Origin of the sequence: Mobilicoccus pelagius NBRC 104925, from assembly GCF_000247995.1 — a bacterium.
GTDB classification, from domain to species: domain Bacteria; phylum Actinomycetota; class Actinomycetes; order Actinomycetales; family Dermatophilaceae; genus Mobilicoccus; species Mobilicoccus pelagius.
Map to the genome: position 1 here is coordinate 1 of NZ_BAFE01000016.1, position 5,326 is coordinate 5,326.

General features: G+C 67.1%; 4 protein-coding genes and 1 pseudogene. 1 reads left to right on the forward strand and 4 read right to left on the reverse strand.

Going from position 1 to position 5,326, the window contains the following annotated elements; genetic code table 11:
* Positions 1 to 84 precede the first annotated feature (84 nt).
* Positions 85 to 944: pseudogene (locus MOPEL_RS16430) on the forward strand (IS5 family transposase).
* A 310-nt stretch (positions 945 to 1,254) separates the two neighbouring features.
* On the opposite strand, the gene MOPEL_RS03130 reads toward MOPEL_RS16430, so the two are convergent.
* The 4 genes from MOPEL_RS03130 to MOPEL_RS03140 form a co-directional block, all read right to left on the reverse strand.
* Entirely contained in the window at positions 1,255 to 3,855 is a 2,601-nt protein-coding gene (locus MOPEL_RS03130) for an ATP-dependent Clp protease ATP-binding subunit (RefSeq protein WP_009481405.1), read from the reverse strand.
* Between the two features lie 288 nt (positions 3,856 to 4,143).
* Positions 4,144 to 4,563: a YflT domain-containing protein gene (locus MOPEL_RS03135; protein WP_245544699.1), complete on the reverse strand. Its 420-nt coding sequence runs from the start codon at positions 4,561 to 4,563 to the stop codon at positions 4,144 to 4,146.
* A 229-nt stretch (positions 4,564 to 4,792) separates the two neighbouring features.
* On the reverse strand, positions 4,793 to 5,113 hold the full coding sequence (locus MOPEL_RS18895; protein WP_083841711.1) for an Hsp20/alpha crystallin family protein: 321 nt from the start codon (positions 5,111 to 5,113) through the stop codon (positions 4,793 to 4,795).
* The coding region (locus MOPEL_RS03140; RefSeq protein ID WP_217994504.1) for a hypothetical protein at positions 5,035 to 5,326 on the reverse strand (292 nt) is incomplete at its 5' end. The genes MOPEL_RS18895 and MOPEL_RS03140, both read right to left, overlap by 79 nt.

Sequence of the window (5,326 nt, forward strand, 5' to 3'; positions counted from 1 at the left end):
GTCTTCCTGGCCATGATGGACAGATCATCTCGCTCTCACCCGCGGTGCGGGATTCAGCGTGTCCACTACCAGGGGTCAGGCCCCGTGAGACGTGGAGAACTGACGGACAAGGCCTGGGAACGCATCGCACCGTTGCTGCCGGCCAACGGCAAGGGCCGGCGGTGGCGGGATCACCGGCAGGTGGTCAACGGGATCCTGTGGAAGCTGCGCACTGGGGCGCCCTGGCGGGACGTGCCCGAACGGTACGGGCCGTGGAAGACCGGCCACGAGCGGCTGCGGATCTGGACCATGGACGGCACTTGGGCCAAGATCCTGGATGAGGCGGTGGTCAAGGACGACGCTGCCGGGGAGGTCGAATGGGTGTTCTCCGTGGACTCGACCTCCATCCGGGCCCACCAGCATGCCGCCGGGGCCCGGAAAAAGGGGGCTGCTCCGATCCGGTCGAGGCAATCGCTGTGGCTGGAGAATGCCTCGGACGGTCCCGCGGAGGACTGACCTCCAAGATCCACCTGGCCGTCGACGGAGCCGGGATGCCGATCAGCATCATCCTGACCGAGGGACAGACCGGGGACAACCCACAGTTGCTGCCGCTGCTGGAGCAGATCAGCGTCCGCCGTGACGGGCCGGGCCGGCCCGTCACGGCGGACGCGGTGCTGGCCGACAAGGCCTACTCGCACCCCTCGACCCGGGCGGTGATGCGGGCCCGGCGGATCCGATTCACCAGCCCGGAAGGCTCCGACCAGATCACCCGCCGCAAGGCGAAGGGCTCCGCCGGCGGACGCCCGCCGGCGTTCGACCGGCAGGAATACAAGCGCCGCAACCTGGTCGAGCGCTGCTTCAACCGCTTCAAGCAATTCCGCGACCTGGCCACCCGCTACGCCAAACGCGCCGCCTACTACACCAGTGAAGTCATCATCGCCAGCATCATCCTCCGCCTGAAATGACACTCACAGGACACGCGCTAGACCGGAAGCTCATCAACGAGTAGTCACAGCCGGTTGACCTGACCTACGGTTTGGTTGCCAGTCTGTCGAGCAGATACGGGGTGTTGGCACTCGGTCTGCTCGTGCCTGTGCTGGCAGCGGAGCAGTCCTTCAATCCCGTTGTGCACATGTCGGCTATGCCGGGCTCTGATTCATCGTTGACCAGATCATTCCTCCCCCAGCCCAGGGCGGGGCGGGGGCAGGTGGTGGGGCTACCCCCGCCCCGTCGGGGCGTGTCGAAGATGGCGGGCTCTTCGGTGCCGGGGTGCGGTTATGGAGTGGGCCCGGTATCGCTGGTGGGGGCGTTCTCGTCCACGTGCCCGGTGCTGTCAGGGCTGGCCTCGGTGTTGGCGGGGGTGGCTGCGAAGTGCAGTGCGCCGTCTTGGAGGCTCACATGCACCGTGTCGCCGGGATCGAGTTCACCGCTGAGAATCAGGCGGGAGAGCTTGTTGTCCAGTTCTCGCTGGATGGTGCGGCGCATCGGGCGGGCACCGAACTCGGGCTGGAATCCGCGCTGAGCCAGCCAGTCCACGGCCGCTTCGTCGATGTCGAGGGTGAGGTTCTGCGCCCGGGCCCGGCGACGGGTCTGCTCCAGGAACAGATCGGTGATCTTGCGCAGCTGGGCCTGGTCCAGGCCGCGGAAGATGATGATCTCGTCGATGCGGTTGAGGAATTCCGGCCGGAACTGCTGGCCGAGCAGGTCCATCAGCGTCTCGCGCAGCTCCTCGAGCGGTTGCCCGGCCTGGGCGGTGGCGAGGATGCGGTCGGCGCCGACATTACTGGTCATGATGACCACCGTGTTGGAGAAATCGATGGTACGGCCCTGTCCGTCCGTGAGCCGGCCCGCGTCCAGGAGTTGGAGCAGGGTGTTGAAGACGTCGGGGTGGGCTTTTTCGATCTCGTCCAGGAGCACGACGGTGTACGGGGTGCGGCGCACGGCCTCGGTGAGCTGACCGGCGTCTTCGTAGCCGACGTAGCCCGGAGGTGCTCCCACGAGCCGGGAGACGGTGTGCCGTTCCTGGAACTCGCTCATGTCAAAGCGCACCATCCGGTCCTCGTCCCCGAACAGGGCCTCGGCCAGGGCCCGGGCCAGTTCGGTCTTGCCGACACCGGTCGGGCCCAGGAACAGGAACGAACCGATCGGCCGGTTCGGATCGGCCAGCCCGGCGCGGGCCCGGCGGACGGCTTCGGCTACGGCATCGACGGCTTCTTCCTGGCCGACCACACGCGCATGGAGGGTTTCTTCCAGGCGCAACAACCGCGATCGTTCCTCCTCGGTGAGTTGGGCCGCGGGGATGCCCGTGGTGCGGGAGACGACCTCGGCGATGTCCTCGGCGGTGACCGAGGGCACGGGGCTGCGCATCTGCTGGGCCTCGTCGAGCCGGGCGCGGGCGGTGTCCAGTTCGGTCTTGAGCTCATCGGCACGCCCGTAGCGCTCTGCCGCCACGGCGGCGTCCTTTTCGCGTTCGAGCGTGGTGATCTGCTCGCTCAGCTGTCGGGTGTCGGCCGGAACGGTTCGAGCTCGGAGCCGGACCCGGGCGCTGGCCTGGTCGATGAGATCGATGGCCTTGTCGGGGAGGAACCGGTTGGTGATGTAGCGATCGGACAGCTCTGCGGCGGCCGCGATGGCCTCCTCACTGATGCGCACCTGGTGGTGGGCCTCGTAACGGTCGCGCAGCCCGCGCAGAATCTCAATGGTGTCCTCCACAGAGGGCTCCGGAACGAGGATCGGTTGGAAGCGCCGCTCCAGCGCCGGGTCCTTCTCGACGTTCTTGCGGTACTCATCGATGGTCGTCGCCCCAACCACCTGCAGCTCACCGCGGGCCAGGGCAGGTTTGAGCATGTTCCCGGCATCCATAGACCCTTCGGCGGCGCCGGCTCCGACGACGGTGTGCAGCTCGTCGATGAACAGGATGACGTCGCGTTCGGCGGCGGTGACCTCGTCGATGACGTTCTTCAAACGCTCCTCGAACTCCCCCCGGTACTTGCTGCCGGCGACCATGCCCGCCAGGTCCAAGGTGATCACTCGACGGTTCGTCAAGGTGTCGGGCACGTCCCCGTTGACGATGCGTTGGGCCAGCCCTTCCACGATGGCGGTCTTGCCGACACCGGGGTCACCGATGAGCACCGGATTGTTCTTCGTCCGCCGTGACAGCACTTCCAGGGTCTGCTCGATCTCGGAGTCACGACCGACGACCGGGTCCAGCTGCCCCTCGCGGGCCGCCTCGGTGAGATCCCGGCCGTACTCATCCAAGGTGGGAGTGCTGGAGGACTCCGTCGCCGGGGACTGGCCCTCGTGCTGACCGGCCCGGGCATGCCCACCGGCAGGTCCGGCCTTGGTAGGGCGCACCGCGTCGGTGTTCGGTAGCGCCCGGGCCAACAAACGCCCGGCCACGGAGTCGGGGTTGGCGGTGATGCCCAGCAGAACGTGTTCGGGATTGATCGTTGGCGAACCCGCCTGACGCGCCTGGCGGTAGGCATCCAGCAGAGCGCGCTTGGCCGCAGGCGTCAAGGACGGCTCCTGCTCCTGAGCACCGGTGTCACCGGCCACAAGCTGCTGGACCTGGCCGGCGAGCCTGCCCACGTCCACCCCAGCCTGCTCGAGCAGGGACGCAGTGGCCGGGGCCTGGGTGAGCGCCCAGAGCAGGTGCTCGGCGTCCACGTCGGAGCTGCCCCACTGCCCAGCCTGTTCCACGGCGGCACGAACCAGATCGCGGGCCTCCTCCGACAGCAGCCGGGACAGGTCCACGCGTTGCACCGATGACGTGGGGTCCTGCCGGGCGCCCAGCACGCTGAAAGGATCCCGGCCGCCGAAAAAACGGCCCATGATGTCATCGAACGGGGAGTTCAGGTCAAACGGATTGTTCGTCATTGTCGCCTCCTACAGGCGTTGATCGGTGATTACCTGGAATGCCCCTGACAGAGGGTCTTGGGGACGAAGCTGTCGGGGTCCACTGCAGGCAACTGCGGGGATCACGCTCGGCAGAGCCGAGCAGGCTCCCGGTTGGTGGTGACAGGCACGCCGACGTCCCTGCTTCCCGGCGAGATCCGCTCCTGAATCCGCCCCAGCGGTGAGTGTCGGGGGAGCGCAGAGGGCCACGGCCCTCAGCACTTACTCGGGCGTGGGCCAGCACCCGGTCCGGGCCCGGGCCTTTGGCGGTCAAGTCGTGGGACGGCTGGCGTCGAGCTTGGCCTTGGCCGCCTCGACGTACTCGGCCTCCACGAGAATCTCGTAGGAGGACGCCTCCAGGCCCTGGACGCTACTGAAGTCCCGGCGCCCGCCGGTGGCCGCGTGGCCCAGCAACCCGAAGATCAGCCCCCACACCGCGCCCAGGAGCACCGCCCACAGGATTACCGACAGCCACCCCACGACCGTGAAAAGACCCAACAGCAAGCCAATGAGCAATCCCAGCCAGGCCCCGGAGGCGGCCCCGTACAGGGCGGCCTTGCCGTAGGTCATCCGCCCGGTGACCTGCTCAACCAGGCGCAGATCGGTGCCGACCAAGCGCACGTGCTCAACCGGGAACCCGGCGTCGGAGAGTAGATCGACAAGGCGCTGAGCCTGGTCATAGGAGGGCACTGTGCGCAGGACCTGGTAATGAGCCGAAGCAGTGGGTGGAAGAGGGGAGGGATGGGACATGCTCATCGTTTCCTGTTCGTGGTGACGATCCGACCCGGACGGTGGCCTGCACCCGGGGTTGCCGGGCACCTGGGTCGGGAGTGGACGGAAAGTTAGGGAGAGAAATCGCGGAACAGTCCGGGCACATCAGCAGCCCTGGCCTCCCTTCCTCCCCCTCGGTATCGGCCGTTCAGCCGCGGTGCCTGCGATCTTCGTGGACTTCTGCCACTGGCTCCGACCCGGCATCGGAGCCCGAAATCACCAGCACCCCGTCGGTGCAGGTGGCGGTGATGTCCTCCTTGCATCCGGCCGGCAGGGGCAGGACGCGGGAGAAGGACCCGTAACGGAACTCCGAACGGTGGCTGCCCCGGTCTTGCGCGCGGACCAGGCCCGCAGTCGCAGAGTGTCGTTGGCCCCGGTCAGTTCCATGTCTTACTCCGGATCGATGCCCGGCAGCTCCACCCGGACTTCCCGGATGGTGACGTTCAGAAACTGCTCTACCTGCGGCCAGGCGTACAGATCATCCTCCAGCAGACAACAGAAAGACCCGAACGCATCAAGGTCCTTGCGCATCAGCTCGGCCACGGCCGTGGCTCCTCTCCGGGTCCTCAGCCCCGTCCCCGAGCCCGTCGGTCCGTGGTGGACCAGCGACGGGCCCGCTCTCAGGGCCTTACCAAATGTCGCGGACTTTACCAGGATAAGCATATTTATCTCTGCAGTAAAC

Bases quoted from the DNA above. Each gene is read 5' to 3' on its own strand.
- MOPEL_RS03130 (WP_009481405.1), bottom strand. From the start codon at position 3,855: ATGACGAACAATCCGTTTGACCTGAACTCCCCGTTCGATGACATCATG.